This is a genomic window from Micromonospora sp. RL09-050-HVF-A (assembly GCF_019374995.1).
In the GTDB taxonomy this organism is placed as follows: domain Bacteria; phylum Actinomycetota; class Actinomycetes; order Mycobacteriales; family Micromonosporaceae; genus Micromonospora; species Micromonospora antibiotica.
The window spans coordinates 3,581,750-3,603,367 of the sequence record NZ_JAGKQP010000002.1 but is presented as its reverse complement, the minus strand read 5'-3'; the positions used below and the strand labels follow the sequence as shown (position 1 = coordinate 3,603,367).

Genomic DNA, 21,618 nt, shown 5'->3' with positions numbered 1-21,618 from the left:
TGTTGGCGGCGGTAACAATTCAGCAACGCGGTTGTCACCCGCAGGACACCCGTCCCGCAATCACGCTGCGTGTCCGGTCTGCGACCGCCCTGCCGGGGCTGGTCAGCGGGTGGCGATCCGCGCGGTACCGGCCCCGGTGAGGGCGACCAGGTCGGTCGGGGCGAGCTGGAGCTGCAGACCCCGACGACCCGCCGAGACATAGACGGTCTCGTGGTCCAGCGCGGAGACGTCCACCACCGTCGGCAACCGTCGCCGTTGACCGAGCGGACTGATCCCGCCCCGCACGTACCCGGTGCTCCGCTCGGCGACGGCCCGGTCGGCCAACGTGGCCCGTTTGCCACCGACCGCCGCCGACAGCGCCTTGAGGTCCAGCTCGCCGGTGACCGGGACGACCGCCACCGTCAGCGCCCCGTCCACCTCGGCGACGAGGGTCTTGAACACCCGCTGCGGTGGCACCCCGAGCGCCGCCGCGACCAGCGCGCCGTAGTGGGGCGCATCCGGGGAGACCTCGTACGGATGGATGCTGTGGGTGATCTTCTGCCTGGTCAGCAGCGCCGTCGCCGCGGTGGACCGTCCCGCCATGCGGTCACGCTAGCCCGGCCCGGCCCCGTCCGCGACCGGTCGACCGACCAGCACCGTCGGTGCCCCGGCCACCCGGGTCAGCACCAGGCTGGCCGGGTTCTCTCCGGCCAGCCGCAGGTCCCGGCGCAGCTGTTCGGGCACCAGCGCCGAGCCCCGCTTGAGGATCTCGACCCGGCCGACCCGGCGCTCCCGCAGCAGTGCGCGCAGCCGCTTCAGCGAGAACGGCAGCACGTCGACGATCTCCAGGCACCGGCCGAACGGGGTCGGCCGCGGGGCGTCGGCGTAGAGGTAGGCGATGCTCGGATCGGCAAGCGTCGCGTCGAGCGTGCCGGCCAGCTCCGCGACCAGGTGCGCCCGGACCACCGCCGGGTCCGGGTCGTACAGGTAGCGCCGCACCGGTCCGACCGTGGCCTCGGCCGCACCGGTGCCGGTCAACTGGTGGGCGGCGACCGGATCGCGGTCGGCGGTACGGCAGGTGGGAGAACCGTCTGCCGGGCGCTGCCGGTCGGCGGTCCCCGCCCTCAGCACGGTCGCCCGGCGGGGCACCTCGGCGAGCGGGCCGCCCCAGAGGGCCGCCTCGACCAGGTCCCCGTCGACGCTGACCCACTCCGCCTCGGCCCCGGCCGGGATCAACGCGTGGTCGACGCCGGGGGCCACCTTCACCACCGTGTGCGGCACCCTGCCGGCCAGCCCGGTGACGAAGTCCCACGGCGGCGAGTAGGCGTTCGGGTCGAAGATCCGTCGTCCGGTGCCGGCCCGCCGTCGGGCCGGATCACAGAAGACCGCGTCGACCCGGGTCACGTCGAACGCCGTCGCGTCGCCGCACTCGACGGTGAACCGCCCGGCCAGGCCGGCCGCCTCGGCGTTCGCGGCGGCGAGCGCGGCGGTGACCGGGTCGGCCTCCACCCCGTACACCCGGATGCCGGCGCGGGCGGCGGCGAGCGCGTCGGCGCCGAGGCCGCAGCCCAGGTCGGCGAGGGTGCGCACCCCGGCGGCGGCGAGCCGCCCGGCCCGCCGGTCGGCGACGACCCGACGGGTGGCCTGCTCCAGGCCGGGGCGGGTGAGGAACATCCCGGCCGCCTCGGGGCCGAACTTGCCGACCGCCCGGCGACGCAGCTCGGCCTGGGTCAGCGCGGCGGCGGCCAGCCCGGGGGGCACCCCACGCGACCGCAGCGCCGCCGCCGCGACCAGCGGGTCGCCGCCGGCCACCTCGGTCGCCGCGGCGAGCACGACCGACCCCTCGGGGGTACGCAGCGCGGCGAACTGGTCGAGATCCACGCCCTCATTGTCCGGCCCGGCCGGCGGGCCGACTCGGTCGGGTCGGTGTCGCGGCCTCCGGTCGGTGTCGCGGCCTCCGGTCGGTGTCGCGGCCTCCGGTCGGTGTCCGCACCGCTGGATCGCCGCCGTCGGGTCGGGCACCGCCCGGTCGACACGAAGGGCGGCGGATTGGCACTCTCCTTGACGGAGTGCTAGCCGAGGAATAACCTGCGATTAGCACTCTCACCCTGAGGGTGCCAGCGTCCGGGCCACCTGGTCCGGGTGCTGAACGCCAGGCGGACCGGCACCCGCGACGACGGCCCCGCCCGGTGGCATGTGGCAGATTGACGCTGGTCGGACTCTCGGCCGGCAACGAAACCAAGTACCCCAGGAGGGTATGCCCGTGACTACCGCGACCAAGGTTGCGATCAAGCCGCTCGAGGACCGCATCGTGGTCCAGGCGAACGAGGCTGAGACCACCACGGCGTCGGGCATCGTGATCCCCGACACCGCCAAGGAGAAGCCGCAGGAGGGCACCGTCCTCGCCGTCGGCCCGGGCCGGATCGACGACAAGGGCAACCGCGTGCCGCTCGACGTCAAGGTCGGCGACACCGTTCTCTACTCGAAGTACGGCGGCACCGAGATCAAGTACGCCGGCGAGGAGTACCTGGTGCTCTCCGCCCGCGACGTTCTCGCGGTCATCGAGAAGTAACCAACCGATTCCAGTGTCGTCGCCCCGGTCCGGCTCGCCGGGCCGGGGCGACGACGCTTCGAAGGGACATTCATGGCGAAGATCCTGAGCTTCTCGGACGACGCCCGACACCTGCTGGAGCACGGTGTCAACGCCCTCGCGGACACGGTCAAGGTCACCCTCGGCCCGCGCGGGCGCAACGTCGTCCTGGACAAGAAATTCGGTGCGCCGACGATCACCAACGATGGTGTGACCATCGCCAAGGAGATCGAGCTCACCAACCCGTACGAGAACCTCGGCGCGCAGCTGGTCAAGGAGGTGGCGACGAAGACCAACGACGTCGCCGGCGACGGGACCACCACCGCGACCGTGCTGGCCCAGGCGATGGTGCGCGAGGGCCTGCGCAACGTGACCGCCGGGGCCAACCCGGCCGGCCTCAAGCGGGGCGTCGACGCGGCGGCCGCCAAGGTCTCCGAGGCGTTGCTCGGCCGGGCCGTCGAGGTGGCCGACAAGGAGTCGATCGCGCACGTGGCGACGATCTCCGCGCAGGACGCCACCATCGGCGAGCTGATCGCCGAGGCGATGGAGCGGGTCGGCCGCGACGGTGTCATCACCGTCGAGGAGGGCTCCACCCTCACCACCGAGCTGGAGGTGACCGAGGGTCTCCAGTTCGACAAGGGCTTCATCTCGCCCAACTTCGTCACCGACTCCGAGTCGCAGGAGTCGGTGCTGGACGACCCGTACATCCTCATCACCACGCAGAAGATCTCGGCGATCGAGGAGCTGCTGCCGCTGCTGGAGAAGGTCCTCCAGAACAGCAAGCCGCTGCTGATCGTCGCCGAGGACGTCGACGGCCAGGCGCTGTCGACCCTGGTGGTCAACGCGATCCGCAAGACCATCAAGGTCTGCGCGGTCAAGGCCCCGGGCTTCGGCGACCGCCGCAAGGCGATGCTGCAGGACATGGCGATCCTGACCGGCGCCGAGCTGGTCGCCCCGGAGCTGGGCTACCGCCTCGACCAGGTCGGCCTGGAGGCGCTCGGCACCGCCCGGCGCGTCGTGGTCGACAAGGAGAACACCACCGTCATCGACGGCGGCGGCCAGTCCGCCGAGGTCGCCGACCGGGTCGCCCAGATCCGCAAGGAGATCGAGGCGTCCGACTCCGACTGGGACCGGGAGAAGCTGGCCGAGCGGCTGGCGAAGCTCTCCGGTGGCATCGCGGTCATCAAGGCGGGCGCGGCGACCGAGGTCGAGATGAAGGAGCGCAAGCACCGCATCGAGGACGCGATCGCCGCGACCAAGGCCGCGGTCGAGGAGGGTACGGTTCCCGGCGGCGGCGCCGCGCTGGCCCAGATCCGTTCGGTGCTCGACGACGACCTCGGCCTGACCGGTGACGAGAAGGTCGGTGTCTCGATCGTGCGCAAGTCGCTGGTCGAGCCGCTGCGCTGGATCGCCCAGAACGCCGGCCACGACGGTTACGTGGTGGTCGAGAAGGTCGCCGGCAAGGAGTGGGGCCACGGCCTCGACGCCGCCAAGGGCGAGTACGTCGACCTGGTCAAGTCCGGCATCATCGACCCGGTGAAGGTGACCCGTAACGCGGTCACCAACGCCGCCTCGATCGCCGGTCTGCTGCTGACCACCGAGAGCCTCGTGGTGGAGAAGCCGGAGCAGCCGGAGCCGGCCGCCGCCGGTGGGCACGGCCACGGCCACGGTCACGGCCACCAGCACGGCCCGGGTTTCTGACCCGGTAGTACGCCTGTTCAGGGCGCACCGTCGTACCTCGGCGGTGCGCCCTGACGCGTCCGGGGCCGGCTGCTTACGGATCGGTGACGTGGTTGGCGGCCGGCCCGGTCGATCGACGACACTGGCCGGATGAGCACCACCCCCCGCGGCTTCGCCGCACTGGCCGGGGTCACCGCCGCCGTGGTGGCCATCGGTGTCGCCGAGCCGGTCGCCGTCCTCACCGGCCCACGTTCCGCCCCGCTGATCGCGGTCGGCGGGGTGGTGGTCGACACGGTCCCCGAGCCGCTCAAGCAGTTCGCCATCGACGTCTTCGGCCGGTACGACAAGATCGCCCTGCTGGTGGGTACGGCGGTGCTGCTGGCGGCGTTCGCCGCCGGGATCGGTGTGCTCGCCGCGCGCCGGCTGGCCGTGGGGCTGTTGGGCATCACGGTGTTCGCCGGTCTCGGTGCCGCCGCCGCGCTCACCCGGGCCGGCGCGGACGCTGCCGACACCCTTCCGGCCCTGCTCGGCGGAGGGCTGGGTGCGCTGGTGCTCTGGGCGTTCGTGGCCGGCCCGTGGCAGCTCGACCCCTGGCCCTGGCAGCCACCCACCGCCCTGCCATCCACCGCCCTGCCAGCCACTACCCTGCCATCCACCGCGGCGGCTCACCCCGCGCCGGCTCCTTCCGGTGAGCCGGCTCCGTCCGTCGGGCCGTCCCCGGCGGCGGAGGTGTCCCCGTCCCCGGCCGCAGGGGGGCCCGCAGCCGTCGGGTCGTCCGCCACGTCGATGGGCGAGCCGACCCCGGGGCCTGCGGCGGAGCGGTCCGTCGGGTCGGGCGATCCCCCGGCCGCCGGGCCACCGGCCGGCTGGGAACCGTTGGAGTCGACCGACCCCGAGTCCCGGCGGCGGTTCCTGCGGGGGCCGGCCTGCTGGCGGGCGCGGCGACCGTGGTGGGGCTGGGCGGGCATTGGCTCGCCGGGCGGCGGGGGTCTCGGCGGCCCGGGAGGCGGTCGCGTTGCCCACCCCGTCGGCGGCGGCGCCTACGGTGCCGGCCGGCGCGGACCTGTCGCTGGCCCAGCTCGCCCCCTACACCACGCCGAACGGTGGCTTCTACCGGATCGACACGGCGCTGGTGGTGCCGCAGGTCGATCCGGAGACCTGGCGGTTGCGCATCCATGGCCGGGTACGCAAGCCGATCGAGCTGACCTTCGCCGAGCTGCTCGCCCGCCCGATGGTGGAGCGCTACGTCACCCTCGCCTGCGTCTCCAACGAGGTGGGCGGGGACCTGATCGGCAACGCCCGCTGGCTGGGCGTCCCGATCAGGGAACTGCTCGACGAGGCGGAACCGGAGGAGGGGGCCGACCAGGTGGTCGGCCGCTCGGTCGACGGCTGGACCTGCGGTACCCCGACGGCGGTGCTGCGCGACGGCCGGGACGCCCTGCTGGCGGTGGGGATGAACGGCGAGCCGCTGCCCGTCGAGCACGGGTTCCCGGTGCGGATGGTGGTGCCGGGCCTCTACGGGTACGTGTCGGCCTGCAAGTGGGTCACCGAGTTGGAGTTGACCAGCTTCGCCGACTTCGACGCGTACTGGGTGCCACGTGGCTGGTCGGCGCAGGGGCCGGTGAAGACCCAGTCGAGGATCGACACCCCCCGCCCGCGCAACCGGCTGACCGCCGGTGAGGTGGTGGTGGCCGGGGTGGCCTGGGCGCAGCACCGGGGGATCGCCCGGGTCGAGGTACGGGTGGACGGCGGCGCGTGGCAGGAGGCGACCCTCGCCCCGGCGGTGTCGGTGGACACCTGGGTGCAGTGGTCGTGGCGGTGGCCGGCGACCCCGGGTGAGCACACCCTCCAGGTGCGGGCGACCGACCGGGACGGCGAGACCCAGACCCCGCTGGCCGCCCCGGTGGCCCCGGACGGCGCCACCGGTTGGCACAGTGTCACAGTCACCGTCCGCTGATTCCGCACCACCTCTCGGTCATCAGCCATGATCGATATGTTGATTACTGGAAAATCCTCCGCGGTGTCGAGGGTTGAGGCTGTGGGAGCGCTCCCGTAACATCCCTGATGCGACTGTTAACGTTCACCTAACAACGACCACCACCAATGTGCACGTTCCGTCCCGTCAGGAGGGTGTTTTATGTCCAGATCCAGATCGGCCAATGTCGGCCTGATCTCGGCCGGTGTCGCGTTGCTGGCGTCGGCATCGATCGTCACCGCGTTGCCCGCAGGCGCGGCGGCGGCGGGATGCTCGGTGAACTACGCCGTCTCCTCGGAGTGGGGTGGCGGCTTCGGGGCCAACGTCGCCATCACCAACCTGGGTGACGCGCTGAGCAGTTGGACGCTGACCTGGTCCTTCGCCTCCGGGCAGTCGGTGACCCAGGCGTGGAACGCGACCGTGACGCAGAGCGGCTCGGCGGTGACCGCCAAGAACGTCAGCTACAACGGCGCGATCCCGACCAACGGCTCGGTGTCGTTCGGTTTCAACGGCGCGTGGACGTCCAGCAACCCCGTCCCGACGAGCTTCGCGCTCAACGGGGTGGCCTGCAACGGTGGCCCGAACCCGACCACCCCGCCGCCGACCACCCCGCCCCCACGACCCCGCCGCCGACCACGCCGCCCCCCACGACCCCGCCGCCGACCACGCCTCCGCCGACCACCCCGCCGCCGGGCAACTGCTCCCTGCCGACGTCCTACCGCTGGTCGTCGACCGGCCCGCTGGCGCAGCCGAAGTCCGGCTGGGCGTCACTCAAGGACTTCACCATCGCCCCCTACCAGGGCAAGCAGTTGGTGTACGCCACCACCCACAGCAGCAGCGCCACCGGCGGCTGGGGTTCGATGAACTTCGGCCTGGTCGACAACCTCAACCAGCTCGGCTCGGCCAGCCAGAACACCATGAGCCAGAGCACCGTCGCGCCGTCGCTGTTCTACTTCGCGCCGAAGAACATCTGGATCCTCGCCCACCAGTGGGGCCCGACGTCGTTCTCGTACCGCACGTCGACCAACCCGGCCAACGCCAACGGCTGGTCGGCCGCGCAGACCCTGTCGACCGCGAAGATCACCGACTCCGGCACCGGCGTGATCGACCAGACGATCATCGGCGACGACCAGAACATGTACCTGTTCTTCGCCGGTGACAACGGCAAGATCTACCGCCAGATCATGCCGATCGGGAACTTCCCGGGCAGCTTCGGCTCCAGCTACACGACGATCATGAGCGACACCTCGGAGAACATCTTCGAGGCACCGCAGGTCTACAAGGTCGCGGGCCGCAACCAGTACCTGATGATCATCGAGGCCAGGACCAGCTCCTGGGAGCGCTACTTCCGCTCGTTCACGGCGACCAGCCTGAGCGGCACCTGGACGCCGAACGCGACGACCTACAACAACCCGTTCGCGGGCAAGACCAACAGCGGTGCCACCTGGACCAACGACATCAGTCACGGTGAACTGCTGCGCACCAGCGCGGACCAGACGAACACGATCGACCCGTGCAACCTGCAGCTGCTGTACCAGGGCCGCGCCACGAACTCGGGCGGTGACTACGGCCTCCTGCCGTACCGGCCGGGTCTGCTGACCCTGCAGCGCTGACGGTGTGATGCAGGTGGGACCCCGCTGTTCCTGACTCCCGCGACCGGCGGCGTACGCCGCACCGGGTGAGCCGTAGGACGGCTCGGAGCGGGATCGGGTGGAATGAGGGGCGGGTCCGGCGATGCCGGGCCCGCCCCGCTCTTCGTGCATGTCGGCCGGCCCGGCGTCGGGACCAGGGGCCGGGGAAACGACGAGGCCGCGCTCCGGAGATCGGAGTGCGGCCTCGTCGAGGTGTGGGGTCGGTCAGGCGATCTTGTGCTGGGCCGGTACGGCGGTCTTGTGCGGAGCGCCGAGGCGGGCCTCCATCCGGGCGATGTCCACCCGGGTCTGCCGGCGGTCGGCCAGGTCCTCCCAGCCGAGGGCGAGCAGCCGCAGCCGCTCCGACTCGCTGAGCCCACCCCAGACGCCGTACGGTTCGCGGACCGCCAGGGCGTGCGCCGCGCACTCGGCGCGTACCGGGCAGGCCTGGCAGACGGACTTGGCGCCGGACTCCCGGCGCAGCCGCGAAGAACCGCGCTCGCCGTCCGGGTGGAAGAACTGGGCGCTGTCGCGGCCCCGGCAGGCACCGAGACGCTGCCAGTCCCACAGGTCGACGATGGGTCCGGGCAGTCTGCGTACGTTCGACATCAGCACCCCTCCTCCCGCGCGGCACCGCGGAGATCCTCGTTGAACCGGTGTCCGGGCTGTGGTCCGCGCTGCGTACCGCCTTCCGGCCTGGAGCATCGGTACCCGAACCCGCGTCGACTCACACGTGATGAGATCGAAAACCCGAGCCGGCTGCGGCCTATGACCCAAATGTCGGAAAAGTTCGGAGGATTGCCCGGAACCTCCTCCCCGGTGGACCCCGTCATGGTCTGCTCGTGTCCGGAGAGGAGACCACCGTGCGTACCGTTCTCGTATGCGTCCGGACACCGGCCGCCGCGCAGCAGTTGACCAATGCGGCGTCGCGACTCGGCCTGGCTGCGGTCGTCCGGACGGCCGTCTCCGATCCCGAGGTGATGCTGCGCCTCGCCGAACGCCCGGTCGACGTGGTGCTCGCCGACACGGCGCTCACCCGGCCGGACAGCGCCGGTTTCGTCCGCCGGGTGCTGGCCCGCGCACCGCATGCCGCGGTGCTGCTGCTCGGCGTCGAGGAGTCGGAGGCCGCAGCGGCCACCATCAGCGCCGGGGCGCGCGGCCTGATCCAGGGTGCCGACCACGACCTGACCAGCGCGGTGGCCAAGGCACTGCTGCTGCTCTCCGCACCCGGCCGGCCCGCCCGGCACCGGGTCGCCGACCCCGCCCGGGATACCGCGGCGGTCGGTGCACCACCCCGACCCACCACCGGCCGTACGCCGACGGCGGGCTGGTCGCAGGCGGCGGCCGAGGGGCCGCCCGGAGCGCCGTCGGTGGTGCCCGTGCAGCGTGGTGACGACGAGGTCGACGAGGAACCGGAGACCGGCCCGGTCGAGGCGGGCCCGGCCGGTGGGGTATCCCGGCCGGCCCCGGCGCGCGCGGCGGGCGGACCTCGGTCGGGCTGACCGAGCGTGAACTCCAGGTGCTGCTCGGCATGGCCGAGGGTAAGAGCAACGCGGAGATCGGCCGGGAGTTGTTCGTCTCGGAGGACACCGTCAAGACCCATGCCCGACGGCTGTTCCGCAAGCTCGGTGCCCGGGACCGGGCGCACGCGGTGGCCGCCGGCTTCCGCGCCGGCCTGGTCGCCTGAGCGCTGCATCGGCCTGGTCGTCAGACCGTCGTGTCGCCTGGGCGTCGTGCCGGCCTGGTCGTCGGATCGTCGTGCGGGCCTGGGCGTCGTACCGGCCTGGTCGTCAGAGTGCCGGCCTGGGTGCCTGGGCGTCTGTCGTGCCGGTCAGTCGTCCGGGTCGGGGTCGTCGTCGCCGGTGGACTCGGTCAGGGTGTCGTGCACCCCGTCGGCGTAGCCACGGGCGTAGTCCCAGGTGACGTAGTGGTCCGGGTCGGGGTCGTAGGCCGGCTCGTGCACCCGGGGGCGGCCCGAGCTGAGCAGGTGCCGCAGGTTGCCCCGGAGCAGGTCCCAGTCGAAGTAGTGCGGCTCGCGGCAGTCCTCGCACTCGATGACCAACCCGCGTACGCCGATCGGGGCCAGCAGGGCCTGGTAGATCTCCAGGTCGGCGAGGTCTTCCAGCACGTCCTGCCGCTCGACCTCGGTCAGCGGGTCGAGCGGGGCGTCGTCGCCCGGATCGTCCAGCCCCGCAGCCGGATCGGCCGGGTCGCCGTTGAACGGGTCGATGGGCTCGTCGTGCACCCCCTCACCGTAGACCCAACCCTCGCCGCACGCGCCCCCCGGCGGTCGCTGTGGCCTCGCCGACGCCGGCCGGTCGCCGACGAGGGCCGCCCAGCTCAGTGGGTACGATGAGACGACTCGCCGTCACCCCGGCGTGCGCCGGTGCCGCGCGCGCCGCCTCGCTGAATCCCGTCCGAGCAGCTCAGGGGAGCAATCGTGGAGAATTCGCCCAGCACCGATCTTCCGGCCGGCGTCGACAGCGGCGAGTGGGGCGGCCACCTGCCGGAGCTGCCCGCCGGGTCGGCGCGGGTGGTGCCGCTCGGGCTGACCTTCGACGACGTGCTGCTCCAGCCGGGCGAGTCGGACGTGGTGCCCAGTCGGGTGAACACCCGCACCCGGCTCACCCGCAACGTCGAGTTGACCATCCCGCTGCTGTCCAGCGCGATGGACACCGTCACCGAGGCCCGGATGGCGATCGCCATGGCCCGGCAGGGCGGCATCGGCGTGCTGCACCGCAATCTGTCCCTGGAGGACCAGGCGCTCCAGGTCGACCTGGTCAAGCGCTCCGAGTCCGGCATGATCACCAACCCGGTGACGGCCAGCCCCGAGGACACCCTGCGCGAGGTCGACGAGCTGTGCGGTCGCTACCGCATCTCCGGCGTCCCGGTGGTCGACGGCGACGGTCAGCTGGTCGGCATCGTCACCAACCGGGACATGCGCTTCGTCTCCGACCCGGCCACCCCGGTCCACGCGATCATGACCCGGACGCCGCTGGTCACCGCCCCGGTCGGGGTGAGCAAGGACGACGCGCTGGCGCTGCTGCGCCAGCACAAGGTCGAGAAGCTGCCGATCGTGGACGAGTCGGGGCGGCTGCGCGGCCTGATCACCGTGAAGGACTTCACCAAGAGCGAGCAGTACCCGGAGGCCACCAAGGACGACGCCGGCCGGCTGCGGGTCGCCGCCGCCATCGGGGTCGGCGAGGACGCCTACAAGCGGGCCCGCACCCTGGTCGACGCGGGCGTCGACGTGCTGATCGTGGACACCGCGCACGGTCACCAGCGGGCCGTGCTGGATATGGTCCGCCGGCTCAAGGCCGACGTCACGATCGACATCGTGGGCGGCAACGTGGCCACGTACGCCGGGGCGAAGGCCCTGGTCGACGCCGGTGCCGACGGCGTCAAGGTGGGTGTCGGCCCGGGGGCCATCTGCACCACCCGGATCGTCGCCGGGGTCGGCGTGCCGCAGGTGACCGCGATCATGGAGGCGGCCCGCGCCGCCCGTCCGGCCGGCGTCCCGGTGATCGGCGACGGTGGCATCCAGTATTCCGGCGACATCGCCAAGGCCCTGGTGGCCGGTGCCGACTCGGTGATGCTCGGCAGCCTGCTGGCCGGCTGTGAGGAGAGCCCCGGCGAGCTGATCTTCGTCAACGGCAAGCAGTTCAAGGCGTACCGGGGGATGGGGTCGCTGGGCGCGATGCAGTCCCGGGGCCAGGCCAAGTCGTACAGCAAGGACCGCTACTTCCAGCAGGACGTGCTCAGCGACGACAAGCTGGTCCCGGAGGGCGTGGAGGGTCAGGTGCCCTACCGGGGGCCGCTGTCCCGGGTGGCCCACCAGTTGGTCGGTGGGCTGCGGCTGGCGATGGGGTACGCCGGTGCGGAGAACATCCCCGACCTGCACCACCGGGGCCAGCTCATCCGGATCACCGCGGCCGGGCTCAAGGAGAGCCACCCGCACGACATCCAGATGACCGTCGAAGCCCCCAACTACCACACCCGCTGACCCACCACCCCAACCACCTGGAGTCCCTCATGCGTGACGTGGTCGAGATCGGGCTGGGCAAGACCGCGCAGCGCGGTTACCACCTGGACGACATCGCCATCGTGCCCAGCCGCCGGACCAGGGACGTCGACGACGTCTCCACCGGCTGGCAGCTCGACGCCTACCAGTTCGACATCCCCTGTGTCGGCCACCCGTCGGACGCCACCATGAGCCCCGCCTCGGCGGTCCGGCTCGGTCAGCTCGGCGGCCTGGGCGTGCTCAACGTCGAGGGCCTGTGGACCCGGTACGAGAACCCGGCCAAGGTCCTGGAGGAGCTGGCCGGTCTGGGGGAGGACGCCCGGGCCACCAAGCGGCTCCAGGAGGTCTACGCCGAGCCGATCCGCCCCGACCTGATCGCCGAGCGGGTCCGTGAGCTGCGGGCCGGTGGCAGCACGGTGGCCGTCCGGGTCTCCCCGCAGCACACCCTGGCGTTGGCCCCGGTGATCCTGGACGCGGGCGTCGACATCCTGGTCATCCAGGGCACCATCGTCTCGGCCGAGCACGTCTCGACCACCGACGAGCCGCTGAACCTCAAGGAGTTCATCGCCGACCTCGACCTTCCGGTGGTCGTGGGCGGTTGCACCGACTACAAGACGGCGCTGCACCTGATGCGTACCGGTGCGGCCGGGGTGATCGTCGGCATCGGCGGCGACGACTGGTCGACCAGCGAGTCGGTGCTCGGCATCCGGGTGCCGATGGCCACCGCGATCGCCGACGCCGCCGCGGCCCGCCGCGACTACCTCGACGAGACCGGTGGACGCTACGTGCACCTCATCGCCGACGGTGACATGCAGACCTCCGGCGACATCGCCAAGGCGCTCGGCTGCGGCGCGGACGCGGTGATGCTCGGTGAGCCGCTGTCGCTGTGCGAGGAGGCCCCGGCCGGCGGGGCGTGGTGGCACTCGGCGGCCAGCCACCCGTCGCTGCCGCGCGGTGCCTTCGAGGTGGCCGGTGAGCCGCTCGGCTCGATGGAGCGGCTGCTCTTCGGCCCGGCCGACGAGCCGGACGGCCAGCTCAACCTCTTCGGCGGGCTGCGTCGGGCGATGGCCAAGTGCGGCTACCGCGACCTCAAGGAGTTCCAGAAGGTCGGCCTGGTCCTCGACCGCTGACCCGGGTCCGTCCCGGCCGGCCGGTCCCGTCGTGGGCCGGCCGGCCGTACCGTCGTCAGGCGTTGCGGGCACGCGGGGTCGGCCGGCTCGGTAGGCTGCGCGGACGGCGGCGGTGAACGGGGGACGAAGGTGGCCATCAGCCGGAACCGGCGCGGGCTCGCGCTGCTCGTCACCGGGGCGCTCGCCCTGGCCGGCTGCACCGCCGACCCGGCACCCCGGCGGGAATCCCGGTCGGCCCCGACGCCCGGGGCGACCCCGAGCGTGACCCCCGGACCGGCGGGCGTGGGCGACCCGTACTTCCCGACCGCCGGCAACAGCGGGTACGACGTCGAGCGGTACACCCTCAAGGTCCGCTACGACCCGGCCAGCGACGAGTTGCGCGGCGACGCCACCGTCCGGGCCACCGCGGGGGCCGACCTGCCGCTGTTCCACCTCGACCTGGCCGGGCTGACGGTGCGTCGGGTGACCGTGGACGGCGTCCCGGCCCGGCACACCCGCGAGGGGACCGAGCTGGTGGTCACCCCGGCCGCGCCGGTCCGTGCCGGGGCGGCCTTCACCGTCCAGGTCGGGTACGACGGCCGGCCGGTGCCGCTGCGCAACGAGACGATCGGCGAGGGTGGCTGGCTGCACACCGCCGACGGCGCGGTCGCGCTCGGCCAACCCGAGTCGGCGAGCACCTGGTTCCCGGTCAACGACCACCCCTCCGACAAGGCCGCCTACGACTTCGAGATCACCGTGCCCAAGGGGCTGGTCGCGGTCGCCAACGGGGTGCCCGGGGGGCAACGTCTGGCGGCCGGTGGTTTCACCACGTGGCGCTGGTCGGAGGCCGCCCCGATGGCCAGTTACCTGAGCACGGTGGTGATCGGGAAGTACCGCACCAGCACCGGCGAGCACCAGGGCCGGCCGGTGTTCAGCGCGGTCGCCAGCAGCCTGCCCCGGGGGGCCGCTGACGGTTCGATCGCCCGCACCGTGGCGGTCGCCGACTACCTGGAGAGCGTCTTCGGGCCGTACCCGTTCGCGGCGTACGGCGGGGTGGTGGTCGACGAGCCCCGGATCAGGTACGCGTTGGAGACGCAGAGCCGGCCGGTCTACTCGGCCAACTTCTTCCGGGGCGGTGAGAACACCGGGGTAGTCGCGCACGAGCTGGCCCACCAGTGGTTCGGCGACAGCGTGTCGGTGGCCCGCTGGGCGGACATCTGGCTCAACGAGGGGCTGGCCACGTACGCCGAGTGGCTGTGGGCCGAGCACGAGGGCCGGAACACCGCGCAGGCCACCTTCGACCAGGAGTACACCACCGCCGACGACGCGGTGTGGCGGGTGCCGCCGGCCGCGCCCGGGGCGGCCAACCTGTTCAGCGAGTCGGTCTACCAGCGGGGCGGGATGGCGGTGCACGCGCTGCGGGTGACGGTCGGCGACGACGCGTTCTTCCGGCTGCTGAAGACCTGGGCGGCGGAGAAGCGCAACGGCAACGCCACCACCGCCGAGTTCGTGGCGACCGCCGAGCGGGTCAGCGGGCAGCAGCTCGACGACCTCTTCGCCGCCTGGTTGTACGGCACCGAGCGTCCCCCGCCCCCGACCCGGGCAGGGTGACCCTCCGAGCTGTCGAATCTGCGGGCGGCTCAGACGGGTCGTCTCCGATCCTGGGCGATAGTTGCGGCTGAGACAATCGTGGTGCCGATGTCGCGCTCCCCGAGGGACCTGATGGCCTGGGGTGCGGGCCCGAATCGACGACCAGCCGAAAGAACGGATCCTGTCTGTAGGTGTGACCGCCTCGCCTTGCGTCACGCCACGGTATTCACTTGTCCGCGTCACTGGATCGCCAAGGCCGCGATGTCATCGACCGGTGCTTCTTGGGCGACGGCCCGTGCCGTCGCCCAAGAAGCGGTCATTCGGGGATCTGGCGATCCGCTGGGGGTCGGCCGTTGCGCAAACGGCGAATGGCTAGTCCGATAAGGCGGGTCAGGGTCGTCAGTCCGTTGATGACCTGGAGCACGACTGCCACTTCGGGTAGCGACTGCCTGACCGCGTCGGCCGCGGTGTCGAGGGTAGACCTCATGGTTGTCTTTCCTCCGGTGATCAGGGGTTCGACAACCACGGTTGCCGTCCGGCAGGGCGTCCGGCAAGGCTCCGGACGAAGGCCGGATGGGATCCGGACGCGAATGAGGGGTCGGGTCCGGGGCACCGAGCGCCGTCAAAGCCGGTCCGGGGGCGTTAGAGTGCGCGGGTGTCGCATCACGATCGCAGCGTGGGACGGGAACAGGGCGGACCCCAAGGCGCTGATCCGGAAGCCGAATTCGTCGAGAAGCTGAAGGATTTGAAGCGTGCGGTAGGAGAACCTTCTTTCAAGGAGATTGCGGACTACGCGGCGGGAGGTCGATCGACTTACAACGACTTGATTAACGGGAAGACCAGGCCTACCTGGCCGAACGTCAAGGAGTTCGTCCAAGCCTGCTACCGGATCGGGAAGCGCGACGATCTGGATCTGGATCAGTGGGGGCGTGACTTCCAGCGGATGAAGGAGCGGCAGGCGCTGTCCACCGCCCCGCGGGTGGCGGGTTCCCCGGCTGTTGCCGAGGAGGCGGGTGCCCTCCGTCCGAGTCGACCCGCTGTGGCGGTGCCCCCCGATGACGAGCCGATCGAGATGCGGCCCGGCGCGGAGCACGTAAGCCTGAAGGGCTTCTGGATGGGCGTGAACGTATCCGCCTCGGTCAGCCTGTTGCTGCTTCTGCTGTTCTTCCCCGACCTCCCCAAGCGGGCTAACGGGGCGGACCCATCCGGTGCGGACCCGATCGAGGTTGCTGCAGAAGTGATCACCCAACCTTGCATGTCGAACTGGGTGGTGCCGGTGACACCCCGACAGCTCGGGTCGGTGTCACTCGATGTCGAGAGGGTGAATCGGTGGGAGGAGTGGCCCCCGGGGAAAGGTGGGGTTGCGGCGGCCCCCGGGATTGTGGACCTTCAGGTCCGAGGCACGAGCTCCGCACCGGTGACCATCACGAACGTGGAGGTCCGCGTCGAAGAACGCCGTCCGCCGATGAGCGGGACCCTGCTGGACGTGCCCTGCGGAGATCCGGGCGAGTTCCGCGGCCTGGAGGCAGACCTTGATGTGCGCCCGCCGCGTGTGAAACCGTACTTCAGCCCCGAGGCGATCGACCCGGAACTGAACCTGCCGCCCCATGTTGTGCAGCCCATCAAGTTCCCCTACCAGGTTTCGGCTACCGAAGTGGAGAACTTCAGAGTCGTTTCGGAGACAGAAGAGTGCGACTGCAGCTGGAGAGTGGTGGTTTCCTGGTTGTCCGAAGGTCGAAGTGGTCAGACCTCGGTCACCGGGCCCGACGGCAAACTCTTCAGGACGACGAGTGTGAGGGGCGCGGCGGAGTGTGGCGTGGGATTGGAAGGACTGTATCCCGCTCGTGAGAACTCTTGTCGATGATGCCTCGTGTGGCCGTGGCACTGTTCGGATGACAGGAACCGGTGCCCCGTCGGCTGGCTGATCTGCGGGCGTCAAGGACGGCTAGTTCTTCACCCGCAGTTCGGGGTGGGCGTCGAGGTAGGTTTCGGCCTTGCCGGCCTTGAGCGCGGGCAGGAAGCCCTTGCCGACGCTGGTGAGCTGCTCACCCCGGTAGCTGCTGCCCTTGCCCACCCCGTCGCCGGGCAGCCCGACCAGGGTGATCCGGTCGGCGCTCATCCCACCCAGCGCGTACGCCAGGTCGACGATGCGCGGGCCGCCGGCATAGACCAGGGTGTCGCCGAGCGCCGCCACCACCTGGTCCACCCGGTCGGGTTCCCGGGCCAGGTTCTCGCTGAGGATCTTGGCGGCCAGCGCCCGGAGGAGTTGCTGCTGGTGCCGCTGCCGGGCGTAGTCGCCGCCGGTGATGTACCGCTGCCGGGCGTAGTCCAGCGCCTGCCAGCCGTTGAGGTGCCGCTCGCCCTTCTCGTAGACCATCTGCGGGCCGGTGTACCCGCCCCCACCGGGGGCCGGGTCGCGGTACTTGCCGTCCGGTCGGCGGTGCAGGGAGGGGACCCGCTGGTCGACGTAGAGGTCCACCCCGCCGAGGGTGTCGACCAGCCGGTCGAAGCCGTTGAAGGTGATCACCGCACCGGCGTCGAAGCGCAGCCCGGTGTACCCGGCGACGGTGCTGCGCAGCAGCTCGTACCCCTGGGCGGCGCTCGGGTTCTTGGGCTTGCCCGGCACCCGGCTGCCGTAGCTCATGGCATGGGTGAGCTTGGTCCGGCCGCCCTGGTAGCCCGACTTGGGGAACGCCGGGATGTCGACCACCAGGTCGCGGGGGAGCGAGAAGAGGTACGCCCGGTCCAGCCCGGCCGGCACGTGCAGGATCAGCACCGAGTCGCCGTGCGGTTCCCAGCCGGGCACGCTGACCCGGGTGTCCACCCCGACCAGCAGCAGGTTGAGCGGGCCGGTGATGGCCGCGCCGGGGGCGGGGTCGGGCTGGGGGTGGGGCTCGGTGTGGGGCTGGCGGTCGTGGCGACCGGCCCGGCCGTACGCCGTGGCCCGTCGTCGCGGACCTGCCGGGTCACCACCAGGGCGACCACCGCCACCAGTACGACACCGACCAGGGCGGCCAGCCCCCACACCCATCGTGGGCGTCCCGTTCCGGTTTCCTGAGTCATCGCTCGCCACCCCCGTCTGCACAACGCGTCGACCGGCCCCCCGGGTTGCGGTCGGCGACGGTCAGCATGATCGCGCGAAATCCGGCACTGGCGCGATGGCTACCCGCCGGTAATGATGCGTTCATGCGGTACGACGTGCTCGTCATCGGCTCCGGCTTCGGCGGCAGCGTCACCGCGCTGCGGCTGGCCGAGAAGGGCTACACCGTCGGGGTGCTGGAGGCGGGCCGGCGGTTCGCCGACGACGAGTTCCCGCAGACCTCCTGGCGGCTGCGCCGGTTCCTCTGGGCACCCCGGCTCGGCTGCTACGGGCTGCAACGGCTCACCCTGCTCCGCCCGGCCGACCGGAAGCACGGCGGCGGTGTGCTGGTGCTCTCCGGCGCCGGGGTGGGCGGCGGCTCCCTGGTCTACGCGAACACCCTCTACCAGCCGCCGGACGCCTTCTACACCGACCCGCAGTGGCGCGACGTCACCGACTGGCGGGCCGAACTCGCCCCCCACTACGACCAGGCCGCCCGGATGCTCGGGGTCACCACGTACCCCCGGCACACCGGCGCGGACCGGGCGATGCGGGCGGTGGCCGAGCGGATGGGGGTGGGGCACACCTTCGGGCCCACCCCGGTGGGGGTGCACCTCGGCCACCCCGGTCGACGCGTGGCGGACCCGTACTTCGGCGGGGCCGGTCCGGAGCGCACCGGCTGCACGCACTGCGGTTCGTGCATGACCGGCTGCCGGCACGGTGCCAAGAACACCCTGGTCAAGAACTACCTGTGGCTGGCCGAACGGCTCGGCGCGCGGGTCCACCCGCTGACGACGGTCACCGCCGTCCAGCCGGCCGCCGACGGCGGCTACCGGGTGCACACCGTACGGACCGGCGCCTGGCTGCGCCGCCGTCGCCAGGTGTTCCGGGCCGACCAGGTGGTCTTCGCGGCCGGTGCGCTCGGCACCCAACGGCTGCTGCACGAGATGAAGCAGACCGGTGTGCTGCCCCGCCTGTCGGACCGCCTCGGCGAGCTGACCCGCACCAACTCGGAGGCGATCCTCGGCGCTTCGGTCGGCCGGCGGCAGGCCCGGCTGCGGGGGCTGGACTTCACCGACGGGGTGGCGATCACCAGCTCGTTCCACCCCGACCCGCAGACCCACGTCGAGCCGGTCCGCTACGGCCGGGGCGCCAACGCGATGGGGCTGCTCCAGTCGCTGCTGGTCGACGGTGGCCCGCACCGGCTCCGGCGTTGGCTGGTCGGCCTGGCCCGGCATCCGGGGCAGGCCGTCCGGATGCTCTCGGTGCGGCACTGGTCCGAGCGGACGGTCATCGCGTTGGTGATGCAGTCGGTCGACAACTCGCTGACCACCCGCTGGCGGCGGGGGTGGCTGGGCCGGCGGCGGCTGGTCTCCGGGCCGGGGCACGGCACCCCGAACCCGACCTGGATCCCGGCCGGCAACCGGGCCGCCCGACTGCTCGCCGAGGAGATCGGCGGCACCCCCGGCGGGGCGCTCACCGAACCGTTCGACATCCCGATGACCGCGCACATCCTCGGCGGTGCGGTGATCGGGGTCAGCCCGGCCGACGGGGTGATCGACCCGTGGCACCGGGTGCACGGCCATCCGGGACTGCACGTGGTCGACGGGGCAGCGGTCTCGGCGAACCTCGGGGTGAACCCGTCGCTGACGATCACCGCGCAGGCGGAGCGGGCCATGTCGTACTGGCCGAACAAGGGCGAACCGGACCCACGGCCGCCGCTCGGGTCGGCGTACACCCGGGTGGGTGCGGTGGTGCCGCGGCACCCGGCGGTGCCGGCGGACGCCCCCGGCGCGCTGCGTCACGGGCCGCGCTGACCGGGTGCGGCACGCCCGGGGGCGGCCCGTGCCCGGGGCGGGTGTGACTGTCGGTAGGCTTTGCGCACATGAGCACGCCTCGCCCAGTCCTCGTGGTGGACTTCGGAGCCCAGTACGCCCAGCTCATCGCGCGCCGGGTGCGCGAGGCGAAGGTCTACTCGGAGATCGTCCCGCACTCCATGCCGGTCGTCGAGATGCTGGCGAAGGACCCGGCCGCGATCATCCTGTCCGGCGGCCCGTCCAGCGTCTACGCCCCGGACGCCCCGCAGATCGACGCCGGGCTGTTCGACGCGGGCGTGCCGGTCTTCGGCATCTGCTACGGCTTCCAGGCGATGGCCCAGGCGCTCGGCGGCACGGTCGCCCGGACCGGCAACCGGGAGTACGGCGGCACCCCGCTGCGTCCCCGGCTGCTCGACCCGGGCGTGCTGCTGCGGGACCTGCCGGCGGACCTGCCGGTCTGGATGAGCCACGGCGACGCGGTGACCGAGGCCCCCGCCGGGTTCACGGTGACCGCCGAGTCGGCCGGGGCCCCGGTCGCCGCCTTCGAGGACCTGGCCGGTCGGCGGGCCGGTGTGCAGTTCCACCCGGAGGTGGGGCACACCGCGCAGGGGCAGGAGATGCTCCGCCGCTTCCTCTACGACATCGCCGGCATCGCGCCAACCTGGACCCCGCAGAACATCATCGACGAGCAGGTGGCCCGGATCCGGGCCCAGGTCGGCGACAAGGAGGTCATCTGCGGCCTGTCCGGCGGGGTGGACTCGGCGGTCGCCGCCGCGCTGGTCCACGAGGCGGTGGGGGACCAGCTCACCTGCGTCTTCGTCGACCACGGCCTGCTGCGCGCCGGTGAGGCCGAGCAGGTGGAGAAGGACTACGTGGCGGCCACCGGCATCAAGCTGAAGGTGGTCGACGCGGCCGACCGGTTCCTCGGCGCGTTGGCCGGGGTGACCGACCCGGAGCAGAAGCGGAAGATCATCGGCCGGGAGTTCATCCGGGTCTTCGAGGCCGCCGCCCGGGAGATCGCCGCCCACGGCGACGTCGAGTTCCTGGTGCAGGGCACCCTCTACCCGGACGTGGTCGAGTCCGGTGGCGGCACCGGCACCGCCAACATCAAGAGCCACCACAACGTCGGCGGCCTGCCGGAGGATCTGAAGTTCGCCCTGGTCGAGCCGCTGCGCACGCTGTTCAAGGACGAGGTCCGGGCGCTCGGGCTCCAGCTGGGTCTGCCCGAGGCGATGGTGTGGCGGCACCCGTTCCCGGGGCCGGGGCTGGCCATCCGGATCATCGGCGCGGTCGACCGCGAGCGCCTCGACCTGCTGCGCCACGCCGACCTGATCGCCCGGGAGGAGCTGACGGCCGCCGGCCTGGACCGGGGTGTCTGGCAGTTCCCGGTGGTGCTCCTGGCCGACGTGCGCAGCGTCGGGGTGCAGGGTGACGGGCGCAGCTACGGGCATCCCGTGGTGCTGCGCCCGGTCTCCAGCGAGGACGCGATGACCGCCGACTGGTCCCGGCTGCCCTACGAGGTGGTGGCCCGGATCTCCACCCGGATCACCAACGAGGTCGCCGAGGTCAACCGGGTGGTCCTGGACGTGACCAGCAAGCCGCCGGGCACCATCGAGTGGGAGTGAGCCGGGCTCAGCCGGCCGTCGGCGGGGTCGTCGGCGGCTGCGGCCCGACCGCCGGCCCGCCCGGCTGAGGCCCGGCGGTCGGACCGTCCCGCTGCGGCCAGGTGGTCGGCCCGCCCGGCTGGGGTCCGGTGGTCGGGGCCGTCGGCTGCGGCCAGGTGGTCGGAGCCGTCGTCGCCGGCTGCGCCGCCGGGTCCGTCGGGTGCGGCCAGGCCGGTGCGCCGGCCGGCTCCTCGGGCATCAGGAACCACATGACCGGGTACGCCAGCGCGGCCAGACCGCCGGTGACCAGGGTCGCCACCGCGAACAACACCCGGACCAGGGTGGGGTCGACGGCGAAGTAGCGGCCGAGACCGCTGGCGACGCCGGCCACCATCCGGTCGGTGGTCGGCCGGCGGAGCTGCTTGTACGGGGCGTGAGGGGTGCTCGTCGAAGTCATGTCTCCACGGTCCGCGCCGACCACCCCGACGACCTCGGTGACTGCCCCGATCCCTACCCTGATCGATCCCCGAGAGGCCAGCCCTG

The 21,618-nt window shown here is 72.1% G+C and carries 13 protein-coding genes and 4 pseudogenes; 11 read left to right on the top strand and 6 right to left on the bottom strand.

The genetic code is table 11. The annotated features are described in order from the left end of the window. Positions 1-102: 102 nt before the first annotated feature. Both ybaK and J7462_RS15535 read right to left on the bottom strand, forming a co-directional pair. Positions 103-582: a Cys-tRNA(Pro) deacylase gene (gene ybaK / locus J7462_RS15540; protein ID WP_219464694.1), complete on the bottom strand. Its 480-nt coding sequence runs from the start codon at positions 580-582 to the stop codon at positions 103-105. A gap of 9 nt (positions 583-591) precedes the next feature. Continuing rightward, positions 592-1,860 (bottom strand): methyltransferase domain-containing protein, encoded by a 1,269-nt coding sequence (locus tag J7462_RS15535; protein ID WP_219464693.1) that lies wholly within the window; start codon positions 1,858-1,860, stop codon positions 592-594. Positions 1,861-2,236: 376 nt separating this feature from the next. Between J7462_RS15535 and groES the strand changes: the two genes are divergently transcribed. The 4 genes and pseudogenes from groES (at position 2,237) to J7462_RS15515 (ending at position 7,837) form a co-directional block, all read left to right on the top strand. After that, on the top strand, positions 2,237-2,551 hold the full coding sequence (gene groES, locus J7462_RS15530) for a co-chaperone GroES (RefSeq protein WP_084261531.1): 315 nt from the start codon (positions 2,237-2,239) through the stop codon (positions 2,549-2,551). Positions 2,552-2,623: 72 nt separating this feature from the next. Beyond that, positions 2,624-4,270, top strand: a complete 1,647-nt coding sequence (gene groL, locus J7462_RS15525; protein ID WP_208567953.1) for a chaperonin GroEL — start codon at positions 2,624-2,626, stop codon at positions 4,268-4,270. A gap of 339 nt (positions 4,271-4,609) precedes the next feature. Further along, positions 4,610-6,206, top strand: a pseudogene (locus J7462_RS33320) (molybdopterin-dependent oxidoreductase). Positions 6,207-6,386: 180 nt separating this feature from the next. Next, positions 6,387-7,837: pseudogene (locus tag J7462_RS15515) on the top strand (non-reducing end alpha-L-arabinofuranosidase family hydrolase). 243 nt (positions 7,838-8,080) lie between these two features. Here J7462_RS15515 and J7462_RS15510 read toward each other — a convergent pair. After that, positions 8,081-8,464, bottom strand: coding sequence for a WhiB family transcriptional regulator (locus J7462_RS15510; protein WP_208567956.1), 384 nt, complete (start codon positions 8,462-8,464; stop codon positions 8,081-8,083). Positions 8,465-8,718: 254 nt separating this feature from the next. Between J7462_RS15510 and J7462_RS15505 the strand changes: the two are divergent. After that, positions 8,719-9,542 (top strand): annotated as a pseudogene (locus tag J7462_RS15505) (response regulator transcription factor). Between the two features lie 144 nt (positions 9,543-9,686). On the opposite strand, the gene J7462_RS15500 reads toward J7462_RS15505, so the two are convergent. Continuing rightward, the gene (locus J7462_RS15500) at positions 9,687-10,100 is read right to left on the bottom strand and encodes a DUF5319 domain-containing protein (protein WP_208567958.1); all 414 of its coding nucleotides are present in this window, start codon (positions 10,098-10,100) and stop codon (positions 9,687-9,689) included. Between the two features lie 195 nt (positions 10,101-10,295). Here J7462_RS15500 and guaB point away from each other — a divergent pair, with 195 nt between their 5' ends. The 4 genes from guaB (at position 10,296) to J7462_RS15480 (ending at position 16,439) form a co-directional block, all read left to right on the top strand. Further along, positions 10,296-11,858 carry an IMP dehydrogenase gene (guaB, locus tag J7462_RS15495; RefSeq protein WP_219464692.1) on the top strand — a complete coding sequence of 521 codons (1,563 nt, stop codon included), beginning with the start codon at positions 10,296-10,298 and terminating at the stop codon, positions 11,856-11,858. Between the two features lie 29 nt (positions 11,859-11,887). Then, on the top strand, positions 11,888-13,006 hold the full coding sequence (locus J7462_RS15490) for a GuaB3 family IMP dehydrogenase-related protein (protein ID WP_208567960.1): 1,119 nt from the start codon (positions 11,888-11,890) through the stop codon (positions 13,004-13,006). A gap of 135 nt (positions 13,007-13,141) precedes the next feature. Continuing rightward, positions 13,142-14,596: a M1 family metallopeptidase gene (locus tag J7462_RS15485; protein WP_219470375.1), complete on the top strand. Its 1,455-nt coding sequence runs from the start codon at positions 13,142-13,144 to the stop codon at positions 14,594-14,596. Positions 14,597-15,230: 634 nt separating this feature from the next. After that, the gene (locus J7462_RS15480) at positions 15,231-16,439 is read left to right on the top strand and encodes a hypothetical protein (RefSeq protein WP_219464690.1); all 1,209 of its coding nucleotides are present in this window, start codon (positions 15,231-15,233) and stop codon (positions 16,437-16,439) included. Positions 16,440-16,520: 81 nt separating this feature from the next. Here J7462_RS15480 and J7462_RS15475 read toward each other — a convergent pair. Beyond that, positions 16,521-17,638: pseudogene (locus tag J7462_RS15475) on the bottom strand (LCP family protein). Between the two features lie 123 nt (positions 17,639-17,761). Here J7462_RS15475 and J7462_RS15470 point away from each other — a divergent pair. Together J7462_RS15470 and guaA are read left to right on the top strand one after the other, a co-directional pair. Continuing rightward, the gene (locus J7462_RS15470) at positions 17,762-19,471 is read left to right on the top strand and encodes an FAD-dependent oxidoreductase (RefSeq protein WP_219464688.1); all 1,710 of its coding nucleotides are present in this window, start codon (positions 17,762-17,764) and stop codon (positions 19,469-19,471) included. A 68-nt stretch (positions 19,472-19,539) separates the two neighbouring features. Further along, entirely contained in the window at positions 19,540-21,096 is a 1,557-nt protein-coding gene (gene guaA, locus J7462_RS15465) for a glutamine-hydrolyzing GMP synthase (RefSeq protein WP_219464686.1), read from the top strand. A gap of 7 nt (positions 21,097-21,103) precedes the next feature. Here the strand turns inward: guaA and J7462_RS15460 are convergent, their stop codons facing one another. Further along, positions 21,104-21,532 (bottom strand): PspC domain-containing protein, encoded by a 429-nt coding sequence (locus J7462_RS15460; RefSeq protein WP_219464684.1) that lies wholly within the window; start codon positions 21,530-21,532, stop codon positions 21,104-21,106. Positions 21,533-21,618 lie beyond the last annotated feature (86 nt).